General features: G+C 64.0%; 12 protein-coding genes. 9 read left to right on the top strand and 3 right to left on the bottom strand.

What is annotated here, in order from left to right; translation table 11 throughout:
* The first annotated feature begins 56 nt into the window (after positions 1-56).
* The 4 genes from BLT92_RS05950 (at position 57) to BLT92_RS05935 (ending at position 3826) form a co-directional block, all read left to right on the top strand.
* Positions 57-650 carry a TetR/AcrR family transcriptional regulator gene (locus tag BLT92_RS05950; RefSeq protein ID WP_092104023.1) on the top strand — a complete coding sequence of 198 codons (594 nt, stop codon included), beginning with the start codon at positions 57-59 and terminating at the stop codon, positions 648-650.
* The gene (locus BLT92_RS05945) at positions 647-1003 is read left to right on the top strand and encodes a DMT family transporter (protein WP_092104021.1); all 357 of its coding nucleotides are present in this window, start codon (positions 647-649) and stop codon (positions 1001-1003) included. Before BLT92_RS05950 ends, BLT92_RS05945 begins: the two co-directional genes overlap by 4 nt.
* On the top strand, positions 1000-1314 hold the full coding sequence (locus BLT92_RS05940; protein ID WP_092104020.1) for a DMT family transporter: 315 nt from the start codon (positions 1000-1002) through the stop codon (positions 1312-1314). Before BLT92_RS05945 ends, BLT92_RS05940 begins: the two co-directional genes overlap by 4 nt.
* Before the next feature lie 274 nt (positions 1315-1588).
* Positions 1589-3826, top strand: coding sequence for a BCCT family transporter (locus BLT92_RS05935; protein WP_231939048.1), 2238 nt, complete (start codon positions 1589-1591; stop codon positions 3824-3826).
* Here BLT92_RS05935 and BLT92_RS05930 read toward each other — a convergent pair.
* Positions 3785-4840: an SUMF1/EgtB/PvdO family nonheme iron enzyme gene (locus BLT92_RS05930; protein ID WP_092104018.1), complete on the bottom strand. Its 1056-nt coding sequence runs from the start codon at positions 4838-4840 to the stop codon at positions 3785-3787. The genes BLT92_RS05935 and BLT92_RS05930 overlap by 42 nt on opposite strands.
* 149 nt (positions 4841-4989) lie before the next feature.
* On the opposite strand from BLT92_RS05930, the gene betC reads away from it, so the two are divergent.
* The gene (gene betC / locus BLT92_RS05925; RefSeq protein WP_092104016.1) at positions 4990-6519 is read left to right on the top strand and encodes a choline-sulfatase; all 1530 of its coding nucleotides are present in this window, start codon (positions 4990-4992) and stop codon (positions 6517-6519) included.
* 150 nt (positions 6520-6669) lie between these two features.
* A complete protein-coding gene (locus tag BLT92_RS05920) occupies positions 6670-8070 on the top strand; it encodes a TIGR01777 family oxidoreductase (protein ID WP_092104013.1) in 1401 nt (466 codons plus the stop codon).
* A gap of 51 nt (positions 8071-8121) precedes the next feature.
* Here the strand turns inward: BLT92_RS05920 and BLT92_RS05915 are convergent, their stop codons facing one another.
* The gene (locus BLT92_RS05915; protein WP_092104011.1) at positions 8122-9351 is read right to left on the bottom strand and encodes a cobalamin-independent methionine synthase II family protein; all 1230 of its coding nucleotides are present in this window, start codon (positions 9349-9351) and stop codon (positions 8122-8124) included.
* Between the two features lie 167 nt (positions 9352-9518).
* Here BLT92_RS05915 and BLT92_RS05910 point away from each other — a divergent pair, with 167 nt between their 5' ends.
* The 3 genes from BLT92_RS05910 to BLT92_RS05900 all read left to right on the top strand — a co-directional run bounded on the left by BLT92_RS05910 (position 9519) and on the right by BLT92_RS05900 (position 11654).
* Entirely contained in the window at positions 9519-10256 is a 738-nt protein-coding gene (locus BLT92_RS05910; RefSeq protein ID WP_157691348.1) for a hypothetical protein, read from the top strand.
* Between the two features lie 223 nt (positions 10257-10479).
* On the top strand, positions 10480-10962 hold the full coding sequence (locus BLT92_RS05905) for a hypothetical protein (RefSeq protein ID WP_092104007.1): 483 nt from the start codon (positions 10480-10482) through the stop codon (positions 10960-10962).
* A gap of 89 nt (positions 10963-11051) precedes the next feature.
* Positions 11052-11654 carry a hypothetical protein gene (locus tag BLT92_RS05900; protein WP_092104005.1) on the top strand — a complete coding sequence of 201 codons (603 nt, stop codon included), beginning with the start codon at positions 11052-11054 and terminating at the stop codon, positions 11652-11654.
* 37 nt (positions 11655-11691) lie between these two features.
* On the opposite strand, the gene purL is transcribed toward BLT92_RS05900, so the two are convergent.
* Positions 11692-14058, bottom strand: coding sequence for a phosphoribosylformylglycinamidine synthase subunit PurL (purL, locus tag BLT92_RS05895; RefSeq protein ID WP_092104003.1), 2367 nt, complete (start codon positions 14056-14058; stop codon positions 11692-11694).
* Positions 14059-14091: the final 33 nt, after the last annotated feature.

The following is a 14091-nucleotide window of genomic DNA, read 5'->3' as shown; positions in this document are numbered from 1 at the left end:
GGGCTCACCCTGCCCGCATCTCGCGGACTTTACCAACCGGAAGGTAAAGTAGAGGCATGGTCAATGACACACGTGCGCGCATTCTGCAGGCTGCGAAGACCCTGGCCGAGAGCCATGACGCCATCCAGGGAGTCACCATCTCGCTCGAGTCCGTCGCTCAGGCCGCGGGCCTGACGAAGCCGGGGCTGATGTATCACTTCCCAAACAAGGAAGCGCTCATGCTCGGCCTCGTCGATCACGCAGCGCAGCAGTGGCATCAACGACTGCACAACCATACCGGCAGCGAGCCTGCCGAGCTCTCGGCTTTCGAGCGGCATCGCGCCTACGTCTGCGTCGCGACCACGGCTGAGGTGTCACGGGCCGACTATTGGATCTTCTCCGATGCGCTCTATCACCCGACGCTTGCCGCGTCGTGGGACGGTTATCTCGGCCCGTGGTTCGACACCACCGGACTTGGCGCGAGCGCTCGCGGCCTGCTGACGACGGCGCGATTCTGCGCCGACGGCGCCTGGATGTCAGAGGCCACCGGAGTGTTCCCCGCCGATGACCTCGCAGAGGTCCGGCGTCATGCACTCGCCCTCGTGGACAGTGCGGAGACTCCACAGGAAGAGACTTCACAGAAAGAAACAACGCAGGAGGTGGAAGCATGAGGAAGAAATGGGCGTTGCTGACCGGCGCCGTCATCGCCGAGGTCGCCGGAACGCTGATGCTGCGAGCCACGATCGAGAATCCTCTCTGGATCCCCCTCGTCGTCATCTCCTACGCGCTGGCATTCACCCTCCTTGGGTTCGCCCTCCGCCTGGGCCTGCCGATCGGAGTCGTCTACGGGACCTGGGCCGCCTTCGGCGTCGCACTCGTCGCCGTTCTCGGAATGGTCGTATTCGGTGACACTCTGAGCATCGGAGCCATGATCGGGATCGCAGCCATCATTGCCGGCGTCGTCCTGATCGAGACCTCGACCACGGAGAAACCTCCCGAAGCAGGCATTGAGGTGAACGCATGAGCTGGTTCTGGCTGCTGCTGTCAATCGTCTGCGAAGTCGGCGCCACCCTGAGTCTGCGCGCCAGCGTCGGAATGCACCGGAAGCGCTGGCTGATTCCCGTGGCTGCGGGCTACGCCTTGGCGTTCTTCTTCCTCAGCCTCACCCTTGCCGCGGGGATGCCGCTCGGCGTCGCCTACGGCCTGTGGTCGGCCATCGGCGTCGTCCTGGTCTGCCTGCTGGGGCGTGTGATCTGGAGAGATCCGCTGACCCGACGGATGCTGCTGGGAATCGGCTTCATCGTCGTCGGCGTCATCCTCGTCGAAGTCAGCTGAACTTCCTCACCTTCGCCGGGAAGTGACAGGATTCCTTTGAGAAGCTCACAGGAAGCTGTTAGGGTCCGAAGCTATGGCACAGACAGGTATTTCCGGGGCAGACCTCTGTGCTCGGACCCTGTCTGCGACTCGAGTCGCGCCCCATCCCACTGTCGGCTTCGCCGATGATTCCTGGGAGCGCGCAGCGATCGGGTGGTGCGGTTCGGAGCCATAGACCTGTCTGGCAACTTGCGACCATCTGTTTCCACAGCAATCGAGAAAGGGCCATCGCCGCATGTCCGATGACTCCACACCTGATTCGGAGAAGCGCAACTCCGATGACACCACGGTGCCAGAGACCGCTAACTCCACGCCAGACGCCGACACCACGCCAGACGCCGACACCTCCACGCCAGACGCCGACACCACGGCAACGACAGCGACGACCCTCGGCTCAGACGGCTCCGGCTCTCTGCGCCCCGAGCGCCGAGCCTCACGCGAAAAGTTCAAGGCCGATGCCAGGCGCGTGAGCAAAGAGACTGGCAAATCCCTGGGCAAGCTGGACTACAGCCGACCTCGCCGTCCGGGCGAGGCCGAGCCGGAGACCAATACCCAGTATCCGCACAACACCCACCCGATTCTGGTCCCGGGAATCGCGATCGACGAACAGCGTCGCCACTATTCCCTTGACAAGATCATCTTCGCCATCGCCGGCACGCTGACAGTCGCCTTCGTCATCTGGGGCATCGTCGATTCGGACGGCGTCTCCACGGTGGCCACAGCCGCCTATGACTGGTCGACGTTGAACGTCGGCTGGCTCTTCAACCTCGTCGCGATCATCATTCTCGTCGCGCTGATCATCCTCGCGTTCTCCCCCTACGGCAAGATTCCGCTGGGCAAGGACGACGAAAAGGCTGAGTTCAGCACCTTCTCGTGGGTGGCGATGCTCTTCGCCGCCGGCATCGGGATCGGCGTGCTCTTCTTCGGACCATCGGAGCCGCTCACCTACTTCGTGTCCCCGCCGCCGATGACGAACGCTCCCGAAACCACCGAGGCACTGCACGGCGCCATGGCCCAGACATACTTCCACTGGGGCTTCCATGCGTGGGCAATGTACGCCCTCGTCGGCGGGGCGATCGCCTATGCTGCCTACCGGCGCGGTCGCTCCCTGCTTCTGTCCTCGATCTTCCAGACGCTCTTCGGCAAGCGCCACACCGAAGGCTTCGCAGGAAAGCTCGTCGACATCTTCGCGATCGTGGCGACCCTGTTCGGCACCGCCGCGGCATTAGGCATCGCTGCGATGCAGATCGGCTCCGGCGTCAGCATCGTCAGCGGCGTCGGCGAGATGACGAACAACATGCTCGTCATCATCATCCTCGTCCTCACTGTCGGCTTCGTCATCTCCGCAGTCTCCGGTGTCTCAAAGGGCATCCGGTACCTGTCGAGCATCAACATCGTCCTCACCGTAGGAATCGTGGGCCTCGTGCTCTTCCTCGGACCGACACTGTTCCTGCTCAACCTTCTCCCCTCGGCGATGATGGAATACCTCGGCTCGCTCTTCGACATGATGGGCAAGTCACTGTCCTGGGGATCGGAGACACAGGAGTTCCAATCCGTGTGGACTGTCTACTACTGGGCATGGTGGATCTCCTGGTCGCCGTTCGTCGGCACATTCATCGCCCGCATTTCGCGCGGGCGCAGCATTCGGCAGTTCATCCTGGGCACGATCTTCATTCCCTCGACGCTTCTCTTCGTGGCCTACGGCATCATGGGCGGAACGTCGATCTGGATGTACAGGGAAGGTGCGGCCGGATTCACCGACAGCATGGCCGCCCCCGAGGTGTTCTTCACCCTCATCGACAATCTGCCCTTCGTCGAGTGGCTGCCCTTCGTCGCGATCGTCGTCCTCGCCATCTTCTTCATCACATCTGCGGACTCCGCTTCGATCGTGATGGGAATGCTCACGAGTCGCGGCGACCAGGAACCCAGGAAATGGGTTGTGGTCTTCTGGGGTCTCGTGATGTCCGGCATCGCCGTGGTCATGCTGCTGCTGGGAAATGCCAATGCACTGGAAGGCCTGCAGCAGCTCGTCATCGTCACCGCAGTCCCGTTCGCCGTCATCATGCTGTTCATCATCATTGCCTGGTTCAAAGAACTGCGCACCGATCCGCTGGCACTGCGGCGACAGTACGCGCAGAACGCTGTGGACAATGCGGTGGTCGAAGGTGCCGACCGATTCGGTGACGACTTCGCCTTCCAGGTCGTGCAGACCGAACCGGGCGACGGCGCCAACGGCGGCATCGACTCCGAGCATGGGGACTACACCGATTGGTACCAGCGCACCAATGCTGACGGCGAACCGGTCGGCTACGACTACGAAACCGGACAGTGGGCCGATGGGTGGACCCCGGAGGAAGGTATCGCCGAGGTGGACGACACCGAAGCCACCACCGCCGAGGCGGACGCGAAGTCCGGCACCGCCTCGGCGAGATCAGACGCTGAGGGCAAGTCGGAACCCCGTGTGACCGAGTGATGTGTCCGGTGTCGCGGCCGTGCGCGCCGAGGTCCGATACCTCCGGCAATACGAGTCATGGCACATATAGGACCCGCCGCGCAGGACGGGACGAGGGTCGTGGGCACTGAACTCGCTGCTCGTCCACTCCCACACATTGCCGGTCGTATTGTGCAGACCGAATCCGTTGGGCCGATACCAGTCGGCGGGCACGGTCCCGACCGGCTGGGTCGGCCCATCCGGGAAGACACCTGTGAAGGTGTTCATCCGGGCTTCGCCGCCGGGTTCGCGCACCGCACCCCACGGGTAGGGCTGCTGCTCGAGGCCGCCGCGGGAGGCGAACTCCCACTCGGCCTCGCTCGGCAGTCGGGCGCCCACCCACTGCGCATACGCCTCGGCGTCGGTGCGGGAGACGTGGGTGACCGGATGGGTGGCCCAGTGGCTGAGAGTCGCGCCTTCCAGGGTCGATCCCGGCACACCCGGAACATCAGGCACACCCGGCACACCGGCCGTGCCGGTGATCCCGGGCCCGGCGGGATGGAACCAGGTCGCCCCTGTGACCTGGCGCCACCAGGGGGTAGCCTGCACAGCAGGGGAGGTTTCGTGCAGACCTTCGGCCAGCAGGCCAGTGAAGACCAAGGAGTCACCATGAGTTTCGGCATCGGTGCGATGACCCGTCGCTGCGACGAACGCGGCGAATTCTGCGACCGTGACCGTCGTCGCGGCGATCGCGAAGCCGTCGATTCCGACTTCGCGGACCGGGCCCTCGCCGTCGTCGGGGTAGGCCAGCGGATTCTCGCTGCCCATGAGGAACGTGCCACCGGACAGCCCGATCATGGCCAGATCCTGCGGGGCCAGAGCCGCGAGCTCGGTCAGCAGCTGACCATCGGGACCGGGCGCTGCGGTCGATTCCCCGCCCGGCGATCCCACCTCGGCGGGGGATTCTTCTTCCTCAACACCCACCTCGGCGGGCCGAGTCTCGCTCTGGCTCGCTCCGACGGGCGAGTTCCGTGCTGGACCGCAGCATGAGGCCATAGTCGCCACCTTCAATCCACATCTGAGAAACAGCTTCCCAGGAATCTGTTCCATCTGACACACCTGCGCAGGTTGTCCCCACAGGCGACTTCGCAGACCATGCTTTCACACGCAGACCTGACGTTTTTGAGAAAGGACGTGACCAGCATATGCAACCGCCGAACATCGTAGTGATCCAGGCCGACCAGATGGCCGCACAGGCGCTGGGGGCCTACGGCGACACCGCCGCACTCACCCCGAACATGGACTCCCTGGCCGAGGACGGAGCCGTCTTCGATCGCGCCTACTGCAACACCCCGCTGTGCTCACCCTCGCGGGCATCGATGATGACAGGTCGGATGCCTTCCGACGTCGACTGCCTCGACAACGGCGACGACTTCGCCGCCTCGGTGCCGACCTTCGCCCACCGCCTGCGCAAGCTCGGCTACCACACCGCGCTCATCGGGCGAATGCACTTCATCGGCCCCGACCAGCACCACGGGTTCGAAGAGCGCCTGACCACCGACGTCTACCCGGCCGATCTCGACATGGTCCCCGATTGGAAGCGTCCCCTGGATCAGAAGCTCCAGTGGTACCACGAGGCCGACCCTGTGTTCACCGCAGGTGCGGCGAAGGCGAACGTCCAGCAGGACTTCGACGACGAGGTGATTTTCCGGACCCTGCGCCACCTCAATGGCCGGGTGCGGGCCAACCAGGCTGCCGGTGAGAATCAGCCGTTCCTCATGGTCACCTCGTTCATCCACCCACACGACCCATACGAACCGCCCCGGGAGAACTGGGATCGCTTCGCCGAGGTGGACATCCCCGATCCGGCCCACCCCGAGGTTCCCGACATCGCCGTCGACCCGCACAGTCACCGGCTGCGCACCATGAGCGGACTCGACAAACGGGAACCGGGCACCGAGGACATCCGCCGGGCGCGACGTGCCTACTATGCGGCCGTGAACTACATCGACGACCACATCGGCAAGATCCGGCAGCGTCTGCGCGAACTCGAGCTCGAGGACAACACGGTCATCATCGTCACCAGCGACCACGGAGACATGCTCGGGGAGAAGGGCCTGTGGTACAAAATGTCCCCGTACGAGCAGTCCTCCCGTGTCCCGATCATCATCAACGGCCCCGCCGAGGCGGTCACCCCGGGGCGGTATGCCAACCCCGTCAGCCTCGTCGACCTGATGCCGACGCTGCTGGACCTGGCAGGCTCCTCGGATCCGGACGCGACCGGTCTGTCCCTGTTCGAATCCGCCCGACGGGAAGCTGCGGGGGAGACGGGGCCTGAGGATCGTGATGTCATCATCGAGTACTTCGCCGAGGGCACGTACCGGCCGCAGGTCACGCTCATCCGCGGCCAGTACAAGCTGACGATCTGCCCCGGTGACCCGGAACTGCTCTTCGACCTCGACTCCGACCCCGACGAGCTGGTCAACCGTGCCGGTGACGCCGAGTACGCGGAACTCGTGGCTACGATGCGTGCCGAACTCGACTCCCGTTACGATCTCGAACATCTCGAAGAGCATGTGCTCGGCAGCCAATCGAGCAGGCAGCTCGTCGCCGATGCGCTCAAGGTCGGAACGGTCCGGCACTGGGACTACGATCCGGAACCCGAGAACGGCTACGTCCGCGGAGACTTCTGGACCGCGTTCAGGTACGGGAAGATCCCCGACACCACGGCCTGAGGAATGCCATCGGGTCGGGCGCCGACAGCACGTCTGGCGTCCGTCCCGGCGCCCAGTCCCGCCTCGGCGAGGATAATTCATCTGACATTGGGCGAGTTGCAGGTCACACTTTCAGTCTCGGGTGGCATCATCTGAAACAGGAGGGATGTCATGACCAACTTCGAGTGGACATCTGAAGTCCCGCTCGCCGCCGAGACCACATATCTCTGGCACGCACAGCCCGGAGCACTGACTCGGCTGTCCCCGCACTGGGCCCAGGAGATCGTCGAGGAGAGCTACCCTCCGATCGCACCCGGCTCGGTGGCGCAGGTCAAGACCAGCGTGCCCGGCAGCTACGGTCTCGTTCGCCGCCCATTCAGCTCGGTGCATTCGGAGGGACCTTCCCGATTCTCGTTCGTCGACGAACTCAAGAAGGGTCCACTGAGCCAGTGGAAGCACACGCACGAATTCTCCTCTGTCGCCGGAGGAACAAAGATCGATGACCACATCGAATTCTCGATGGGACCGGCGGGCTTCGACTCGATCGACCGCACCCTCATCCACAACCTCGAAGCGACCTTCGAAGCCAGACACACGCGCATGCTCATGGACATCGAATTCCTGGAACGGATGAACGCACCTCTGCTGACGCAGAAGAAGGGCAAACGCATCCTCATCGCCGGCAGCAGCGGACTCGTCGGGCGGCAGGTCGCGGCACTGTTCTCCTCCGCGGGTCACTTCGTGCGACTTCTCGTCCGACGCACCCCGAAGTTCGAATACGAGTCCCACTGGAACCCGGAGTTGGGGATCATCAACCCGCGCGACCTCGCGTGGGCGGATGCGGTCGTTCACCTCGGCGGCCGATCCATCGCCACTCGGTTCACGAAGAAGGCGAAAGAGGAGATCCGCTCCTCACGCATCGACTCGACGACCCTGCTGGCAGAGACGATGCGCACTCTGCCCGAGGCGAAACGACCCGAGGTGTTCGTCTGCGCCTCTGCGGTCGGGATCTACGGCTCCCACGCCGAGGTGCCCGTTGATGAGACCGCTCCGGCTGGGGACGGATTCCTTGCCGAACTGTGTCAGGAATGGGAGGCCGCTGCTGCCCGGGTCGAGGAGCTGGGCATTCGCCGGGTGTCGATCCGCTCGGGCATTGCCCTGACTTCGCTGAGTGGTTTCCTCAAACTTCAGACGCCCCTGTACTTAGCCGGTGCCGGCGGCCGGCTGGGCAGCGGTGAACAGGGCCTGGCCTGGGTCTCCCTCGACGATCTTGCCCGGTCGTATGTGCATGCGGTGCTCACCAACTATGTGCGTGGTCCCGTCAACGCAGTGGCCCCGGACATGGTCTCCCAACAGGAATTCGCCGAGACGCTCGCCGCCCACCTGCATCGACCGGCCCGAGTCCCGACCCCCGGCTTCGTCACCGAACTGGTCCTCGGCGCCGACGGAGCCAAGGAACTCGCGTTGGCTGACCAGAAGGTGCGCCCGGAGAGGCTGGAGGAGACCGGATACCAGTTCGCCCACCCCACGCTGACCGACTGCCTCGAGGAGGAACTCGGCAGCGGAGCGTGAAGTGGGCGAAAAGTCTCAGGTGAGGCTTGCGAGCCTCGGGATGCCCTGAGCTCAGAGTCGCTTTCCGGCGATCTGGGCACCGGCAGTCAATGACTGCAGCTTCGCGATGGCGATCTCAGGGTGGACACGTCCGCCCAGCCCACAGTCCGTTGAGGCCATGACATTGTCGGGACCGACGAGCTTCGCGAAGCGTTCGATGCGATCGGCGACGAGTTCCGGGTGCTCGACGACATTCGTGGAGTGAGAGACGATGCCCGGGATGATGTACTTGCCCTCGGGCAGCTTCGTGTCCTCCCAGATCCGCCATTCGTGCTCGTGGCGGACGTTGGCGGCTTCGAAGGTGATGCCGGCAGCATTGAGCGTGAGCACCTGGTCGACGATCTCCTTGAACGGCAGATCGGTCACGTGCGGTCCGTGCCAGGAACCCCAGCAGGTGTGGACGCGCACCTGGGCTGGATCGATGCCGCGCAGGGCGTGGTTGAGGGCATCGATGCGAACCTGGATGAACGACCGGTAGTCGGCGAAGGACGGTTCCGGGTTGATCTGGTCGAAGTTCTCGGCCAGGGAGGGATCGTCGATCTGGACGGTCAGACCCGCCTCGGTGATGGCGAGGTATTCCTCACGCAGCACATCGGCCCAGGCCCAGATGAACTCCTCGTCGGTCTTGTAGTACTCGTTGGCGATGCGCGACGCCGAGCCGGGGGACAGAGCGTTGATGTAGCCGTCGCGTTCACCGTAGCCGGCGGCCGCAAGACCTGTCTTGAGGTTGGCGATGTCGCTGGCGACCTGGTCGTGACCTACGTAGCTGATGGCGCTGGTGGCCTTGGGAAACTGGGGCTGGTCGCCGGTATCCGTGCCGGCGTTCGCATCACCGTAGACGCCGGGGAAGAGGTTGCGGTCGCGGCGGTCGCCGAAGCTGGTCAGAACCGTATTGCCCGGTTCTGAGCGCACAGCCGGGGCGTCCCACTTGTCGACGTTGTCGAGTTCGAGTCCGCCGGTGCGGGCGAATGAGTAGTGCCACCAGGCGCCGTAGTCGAAGTCCGCGGCCATCGAATGACCGTACTCCCCGTCGTTGGGGTTCGAGATGCCCAGATCCTTCTGGCGCTTGACGAGGTCGGTGACGCTGGCGGCGAGGAGCTCGTCGAACTCCTGTGTCGCGGCGTCCGAGACCGTTTCGCCGGCCAGACGGGCATGGTTCTGAGCCTGCTTGACCTTGTTGGCCTCGATGAGCTCGGGGGTGCGGGGTAAGGATCCTGCGTGCGAGGTGCGGATCGTGGCCATGGGTGACTCCTCTGGGTGTTCGGCGGCAGTTCGGTCGAATCGTTCTCTCTCAGGCAATCACATCAGCCGCCGCCCATGCGAGGGAGTCGTCATGTTCGGTCACGTGCTACAGCTTTCATCTCGCGAAATGAGGGCGGCTGTCGCTCTCCCTGGCCTACAGTGATGACATGAGTCAGCAGGCTTCCTCGGCAGATGGCCCCTACTCGCCGAATCGGTCCGGCGTTCCATCTGCGTGGACTCCACCGGGGTATGTGCCCGCGGCGGGCGGTCCCGGATGGACGGCGCGAATCCTGTTCTGGGCCGCTCTGGTCATCGGCTCATTGCCCGAATTCGTGATGATGCCGATGATGGTCGGCGGGGCTGGTCCCGAATTCTTCACCCAGTATTCGACCCTGATGATCCTGGTGGTGATCCTCGAACTCGTCTTCGGCCTCGTCGCGCTCCTCATCGTGAAGGCCAGTCCGATGAAGTTGCGACTGTTCGGAATGGGACTGCTCCTCTTCATCAGCATCTACGCATTGGGCGTGCGGTACCTGATGCCGATCATCGTCACTGGTGTTGTCGGCAGCTTCACCCTGGCGATGAACATCCAGAGCATCATCTGGACCTTCCACGGCGGTGTCATGCTGGCCGGAACCCTCATTGCCTGGAACCTCGCGCGCAACAGAGTCTGGTGGACCAACCTCATCGCCGCCGGCTATGCGTTGCTGATGGGGCTTGTTGTGGCCTTCGTCGAATGGGCGCTGAATGTTCTGGGCTCGTCATTCGCAACGTCAATGGTCCTCACGCAGCTGCTCGCACTCGCGGCTGCCCTCGGCGGTCTCGGACTGTTGCATGTGGTCGGTGACCTCGCGAACATGGGCATTGAGCGCCGAAGGGGTCGGGCGCCTGCAACTGAGCCATAATCGTACGACTCGTCCGAGGGTGAAGGACACCTTCGCTGTATTTCGGCTCGGCCGAATGTCCCGGCGGACAGATGTGCCCATTGTCCTTTGGGGTCACGCGCTCCGTGATTCAGTGCCGGTTGAGGTGCTGAGCGCGGCGCGGGGACGATCGCTACAGCAAAGCGATGCCGTGGTGTACATCGAGATCGCGGCACCCCGAGCGCGCGGCCCGTCGAGTATCGGTATGAGCGAGGGATGGAACGCACACCGACTGCCGAACCCGCCGTCGACGGACCCTGCGGCATCGGCACCGAATCGGCCGCGTTCGCCGCAACCGCACCCGGTCTGGCTGTCCCGCAGCCTGCTCTGGGCGGCGCTCCTCATCGACTTCGTGCCGATCCTGGTCACGACCCCGATACTCATCTCCGGCACCGGCACCGGCATCTGCATCATCGTGCAAGCGCTGGCCATGGTGCTGACGTTCGCAGGCCTGGCTCTTCCACCTTCTCGGCAGAATTCCTTCAGCCATCGTCCCAATGCCCGCCCTGCTGCCTCAGTTCGGCGGATACGCCGGGCGCGCCCCCTCAATGGGCAAGCGCACCAGCCGGTCAGCTATGGCACCGGCCACGCGCAGCCCGGCGCCCATGCCGGACCTGAAGCGAATCAGTCAGCGCACAACAGATGGCAGCCATCCCAGCAACCACCCTGGCATGAGAAGCTGCTGTGACCTGACCGGACACGATCGGCCGTGATAGACGAGCGTGATACCGTCCGAGGCAAGAACAGATTCGCCACGCGTGGAGGAACAGAATCTCGGTGCTGTCGTACATCATCGTCGGCGAGGTCCTCTTCTGGGTGCTGCTGATGGGCGGTCTCGCAGTGCGGTACCTCCTCGGAGGGCGAGTCGTTTCCAGCTTGATGCTCGTGGCCACGCCTGTCGTTGACATCGTCATCATCGTGTTGACCTACCTCGATCTGGCAGGTCATTCTCCGGCAGACTTCAGTCACGGACTCGCGGCTTTCTATGTGGGGTTCTCGGTCGTCTTCGGTCCCGACATCATTCGCGGCCTCGACCGCCGGTTCACTCGCCGATATTCCAAACAATCCGGAGTCCGGACGACGTCGGCGCCGCAGCGTTCGAGCTTGGCAGACTGGTATCGTTGCCTGTTCGCTTCGGGCATCACCCTCGCACTGCTGCTCGTCGGAATCGTCGTCGCAGGATTGTCTGACTCGTTCTGGCTGATCTATTGGCTCATCGTGGTGGTGTTCACCGCAGTCACATGGGCAGCCCTCGGCCCGGTTCGTGAGAGTCTGAGAAAGCGCAGGCGTCGCCGATCTACGCACTCCGAGACCTCACCCACACAGGGTGAATGCCGAAGGGACCACGGGCCTTCGAACAAGCCGCGGGGTCACGGCTGATTCGAGGACCGGTGGTCCCTTCGACGATGGAAAATGCTCAGCCGAAGTGCTTCGGCAGCGTCCCTTCGTGGGTCTCGCGCAGTTCGTCGAGGCCGATCTCGAAGTGATCGACGACCTCGAGGACAGGTGCTTCGTCGCCGGTGTCGGTCATGCCGATGCGAATGAAGGGGAAGTGCCTCGCGGTGCACATGTCCTTGAACCGGACCTCTTCGGACCGTGGCACGGCCACGATCGCACGGGCCGTGGACTCGGAGAACAGTGCGGTGAACACATCGATCTCGTCGCGTTCGCACACCTCGTCGAGCCAGATGCGGGCACCGGTTCCGAAGCGCAGGCAGGATTCGATCAGCGCCTGTGACAGGCCACCTTCGGACAGATCGTGCGCGGCATCGATCATTCCGTCGCGTGAGGAGTTGATGAGGATCTCACCGAGTTCCTTCTCCACGCGCGGTTTGTACTGCGGTGGCACGCCGCCGAGGTGGCCTGCCGTCACGTCGGCCCATGCCGAACCGTCGAGTTCGGCTTCGGTCTCACCGAGCAGGTAGATGGTCTGGCCCGGTTCCTTCCAGCCGCTCGGAGTGGCGCGGGTGACGTCGTCGAAGACGCCGAGCACACCGACGACCGGGGTCGGGTGGATCGCCACGCCGCCGGTCTGGTTGTACAGAGAGACGTTGCCACCGGTCACGGGAATGCCCATGTCCTGGCACGCCTCGGCGAGACCTTCGATGGCGGCGGCGAACTGCCACATGATCTCCGGATCCTCGGGGGAGCCGAAATTGAGGCAGTCGGTGACGGCGCGGGGAATCGCGCCGGCAGTGGTGACGTTGCGGTAGGCCTCGGCCAGTGCCAGCGCTGCGCCGCGAGCCGGATCGAGGTAGCAGTAACGGCCGTTGGCGTCGGTGGCGATGGCAACGCCGAGCCCGGACTCCTCGTCGACCCGGACGACTCCGGCATCGTCGGGGAAGGCCTGCGCGGTGTTGCCCTGGACGTACTTGTCGTACTGGGAGGTGATCCAGTCCTTCGACGACAGGTTCGGTGCACCGGCGAGCTGGAGCACGGTTGCTCGCAGCTGCTCGTCACCGGTGGGCTTGACCAGGCCGGCGGCTTCCACGGTGTTCGCAGCCACCTCGGCGGTCCAGGAGGGTTCGGTCATCGGACGGTCGTAGACGGGGCCATCGTGGGCGACCGAGCGTGGTGGCACATCGACGATGACGTCGCCGTGCCATTCGATGATGAGGCGTTCGGAGTCGGTGACCTCGCCGAGGACGGAGGTTTCAACGTCCCATTTGCCCACGATCGCCAGGAAGTCATCGAGACGTTCGGGGGTGACCACGGCCATCATCCGCTCCTGCGACTCCGACATGAGGATCTCCTCAGGGGTCAGGGTCTCATCGCGCAGCAGCACGTCGTCGAGGGCGATGTGCATGCCGCCGTCACCGTTCGATGCCAGCTCCGAGGTCGCACAGCTGATGCCGGCAGCGCCGAGGTCCTGGATGCCTTCGACAACTCCGGCGTGGAAGAGTTCGAGGCAGCATTCGATGAGGACCTTCTCGGCGAACGGGTCGCCCACCTGGACGGCGGGACGCTTCGACGGTTTCGTGTCGTCGAAGGACTCTGAGGCGAGGATCGAGGCTCCGCCGATGCCGTCGCCACCCGTGCGGGCACCGAAGAGGATGACCTTGTTGCCCTTGCCCGAAGCATTGGCCAGACGGATGTCCTCATGGCGCATGACGCCGACCGCGAGGGCGTTGACCAGCGGGTTTCCCTGGTAGACGGAGTCGAAGACGGTCTCGCCGCCGATGTTGGGCAGGCCCAGGGAGTTGCCATAGTTGCTGATTCCGGACACGACTCCGTGGAGCACGCGTGAGGTGTCGGGGTGATCGATGGCGCCGAAGCGCAGCTGATCCATCACGGCCACGGGGCGCGCGCCCATCGAGATGATGTCGCGCACGATTCCGCCCACACCGGTGGCAGCACCCTGGTGCGGTTCGACGTAGCTGGGGTGGTTGTGGGACTCGACCTTGAAGGTCACGGCCCAGCCGTCGCCGATGTCGACGACGCCGGCGTTCTCGCCGATGCCCACGAGCAGGTGCTTCTTCATGTCCTCAGTGACCTTGTCACCGAACTTCGACAGATGCACCTTCGAGGACTTGTAGGAGCAGTGCTCGGACCACATGACCGAGTACATCGCCAACTCCGCCGAGGTGGGCCGACGTCCCAGGATTTCGCGGATCTGCGCGTATTCGTCGGCCTTGAGACCGAGATCGCCATAGGGCTGGTCCACGTCGGGATTCGCAGCGGCGAACTCGACGGTCTCCTTGACCTTTTTGGAATTGGCCTGATCGGTTCCGACCTGCTGGGATTCGACCTGCGTGGAATTCGCAGAGTTGAGGTTACTCGACATGTCCTCTTAACGGCCCTTTCATACGACACGGCA

Origin of the sequence: Brevibacterium picturae (assembly GCF_900105045.1) — a bacterium.
GTDB lineage: Bacteria > Actinomycetota > Actinomycetes > Actinomycetales > Brevibacteriaceae > Brevibacterium > Brevibacterium picturae.
This window is presented reverse-complemented; position numbering and strand designations above follow the sequence as displayed.